This is a genomic window from uncultured Microbacterium sp. (genome assembly GCF_963521695.1).
GTDB lineage: Bacteria > Actinomycetota > Actinomycetes > Actinomycetales > Microbacteriaceae > Microbacterium.
The window spans coordinates 1-2,723 of the sequence record NZ_CAUQWC010000336.1 but is presented as its reverse complement, the minus strand read 5'-3'; the positions used below and the strand labels follow the sequence as shown (position 1 = coordinate 2,723).

At 69.1% G+C, this 2,723-nt stretch carries 4 protein-coding genes; 2 read left to right on the top strand and 2 right to left on the bottom strand.

Translation table 11 applies throughout. The annotated features are described in order from the left end of the window. On the bottom strand, positions 1–1,267 hold a 1,267-nt coding region (locus RWP81_RS16060; protein ID WP_314457794.1), incomplete at its 3' end, for a DEAD/DEAH box helicase. Between the two features lie 243 nt (positions 1,268–1,510). Here RWP81_RS16060 and RWP81_RS16055 point away from each other — a divergent pair. After that, positions 1,511–1,639, top strand: a complete 129-nt coding sequence (locus RWP81_RS16055) for a hypothetical protein (RefSeq protein WP_268774910.1) — start codon at positions 1,511–1,513, stop codon at positions 1,637–1,639. A gap of 9 nt (positions 1,640–1,648) precedes the next feature. Here RWP81_RS16055 and RWP81_RS16050 read toward each other — a convergent pair whose 3' ends face one another. Further along, positions 1,649–2,221, bottom strand: a complete 573-nt coding sequence (locus tag RWP81_RS16050; RefSeq protein WP_314457790.1) for a DNA-3-methyladenine glycosylase I — start codon at positions 2,219–2,221, stop codon at positions 1,649–1,651. A gap of 80 nt (positions 2,222–2,301) precedes the next feature. On the opposite strand from RWP81_RS16050, the gene RWP81_RS16045 reads away from it, so the two are divergent. Next, complete coding sequence (locus tag RWP81_RS16045; RefSeq protein WP_314457788.1) at positions 2,302–2,502, top strand: hypothetical protein; 201 nt, start codon at positions 2,302–2,304, stop codon at positions 2,500–2,502. The last annotated feature ends 221 nt before the right edge of the window (positions 2,503–2,723 follow it).

The following is a 2,723-nucleotide window of genomic DNA, read 5'->3' as shown; positions in this document are numbered from 1 at the left end:
GTCCCTGTGCGCGCTCGGCGCGCTTGCGCTGGGCGTTGGCGCCCTGCGAGCGTCCGCCACCCTGGGGCTGCGCGACGATCGGCTCGGGCTTGACGTACGCGGCGACCTCGCCGACGAGAGCCACGACCTCGGGCGAGGTGGGGGTCACCGGCTGCGGCGCGGCCGAGATCTTCGCCTTGCGCAGGATGTCGAGCGTGTCGCGGCGCTGCTCGGGGAGCATGATCGTGACGACGTCGCCAGCTGAACCGGCGCGGGCCGTGCGGCCCGAGCGGTGCAGGTATGCCTTGTGCTCGACGGGCGGGTCGACGTGCACCACCAGCTCGACACCGTCGACGTGCACACCGCGCGCGGCGACGTCGGTCGCGACGAGCACCTTCGCGCGGCCGTCGCCGAAGGCGGCGAGGTTGCGGTCACGGGCCGGCTGCGAAAGGTTGCCGTGCAGGTCGACCGAGGGGATCCCCGCAGCAGTGAGCGCCTTGGCGAGCTTCTTGGCCTGGTGCTTGGTGCGCATGAACAGGATGCGACGACCGGTGCCCGAAGCGAGAGTCTGCACGAGGCGGTTCTTCGCTTCGGTGTCGACCGGGGCGAAGACGTGGTGGGTCATCGCGGCGACGTGCGAATGAGCCTCATCGACGGAGTGCAGGACCTCGTTGCGCAGGAACCGCTTGACGAGCTTGTCCACGCCGTTGTCGAGCGTGGCCGAGAACAGCAGACGCTGACCGTCGGCGGGCGTACGGGCGAGCAGACGCGTGACGCCGGGGAGGAACCCGAGGTCGGCCATGTGGTCGGCCTCGTCGAGCACGGTGATCTCGATGTCGCCGAGGTTCGCGAACCCCTGGCTGATGAGGTCTTCGAGGCGGCCCGGGCACGCGACGAGGATGTCGACGCCGGTGGCGAGCGCGTCGACCTGGCGCTTCTGGTTGATGCCGCCGTAGACGGTGGTCGTGGTGAGCTGGAAGGCCGCGGCGAGGGGCTTGATGACCTCGTCGATCTGGTTCGCCAGCTCGCGGGTGGGGGCGAGCACGAGAGCGCGGGGCTTGCGTCCGCGACGGCGGTCGGTCTTCGCGGCGAGACGCGCGACCAGCGGGATCGCGAAGGCGAGGGTCTTGCCCGAGCCGGTCTTTCCACGGCCGAGCACGTCGCGTCCGGCGAGGGTGTCGGGCAGGGTGTCGGTCTGGATCGGGAAGGGCTCGTTCTTGCCCTGTGCGGCGAGAACGTCGACGAGGGGTGCGGGAACGCCGAGGTCGGCGAAAGTCTGAGACGACATGAATACTCCTGCCGCGGCGCACGCGCGCACGGCGGTTCGGGATGCCGCGATGCTGCGGCTGCAATGGGCGAAGGCGCCAAATGGCGCATCCGTTCGCCGTGAAGGTCAAAGGCCCCAAAGAGGGGGCCGGTGCGTTCGACGACGCTGGGAGCGAGAGCTCCACACACCAGTGTACCGGGTGAGCGACGTATCTCCGTCGCGCGGAGGATTTGCCGCCACCTCGCCCCTCGTAGCCTCGAGGTCATGGATATCGCATCGATGATCATGGGCGCATCCATTGCCTCCATCGCCTGGATCGCGTTCTACCCCTTCGCGCAGATGCGCCGCCTGAAAGAGCTCGAGGCCCGGCATCAAGCGAGCGCTGAAGACTGAGCTGCGCGCTCAGGCCGCCGCGCGCCAACACCCCGCGACGTGGTCGTCGACCATGCCGGAGGACTGCATGAGGGCGTACATCGTCGTCGGACCGACGAAACGGAATCCTCGGCGACGCAGCTCCTTGCTCATCGCGGTCGACTCGGGCGTCACCGCCGGCACCTCGGCGAACGTCGTCGGCGGTGCATGCCGGACGGGCGCGAAGGACCACATCAGCTCGTCGAACTCGCCCTCGGCCATGTCGGCCACGATTTTGGCGTTACCGATCACGGCCTCGATCTTGCCGCGATGGCGGATGATTCCGGCATCCTGAAGCAACCGCTCGACGTCATCGGGGCCGAAAGCCGCCACGACCGACGGCTCGAAGCCGTGGAAGACCTCACGGAAACGCGGACGCTTGCGCAGGATCGTGATCCAGGCCAGGCCCGCCTGGAAGCCTTCGAGACTGAGCTTCTCGAAGAGGGGGCGATCACCGCGCAACGTCGTGCCCCACTCCTCGTCGTGGTAGCGCTGGTACTCGGCGTCGGCCCCGGCCCACGCGCACCGGATCACGCCGTCGGCGCCGGTGACAAGATCGCTCATCGTCCCAGGCTAGAGGCGACCTCCGACGTTCTCCGCGATCACCCTGTCGCCCCGCTGTCGCGGGCCGCTAGCCTCCGAGCATGCATTCCGTTCCGCTGGGACCGCGTCAGACCCGCGTGTCGCTCGTCCTGGGCCTCGTGCTCGCCGTCATCATGATCGTCGTCGGGATCGTGGCACTCAGCGTGGGTGGCCCGCCGTGGTTCGCGGCGATCATGCTCATCGCCGGGGTGCTCATCGCGGTCCTCGCGATCGTGCGTCTCGTGCTTCTGCGCCGCAACTGACCGGGTCGGCCGACGACGTCGAGGAGACGCCGTCGGCCGGATCGCTCATCGGCCCGGCTTCTTCTCCGGGGTGGGGGCGTCGCCCGAGGCTTTCAGAGCGGCGTAGTAGGCCGCGGCCTCATTCTGCCGATCGTCCTCGACGCCGGTGGCGATGGACGCCCGGACATGCTCGGGGCCGTAGCCGAAGGCATCCACGAGATCCTGGGCGTGCGGCCGGAGCC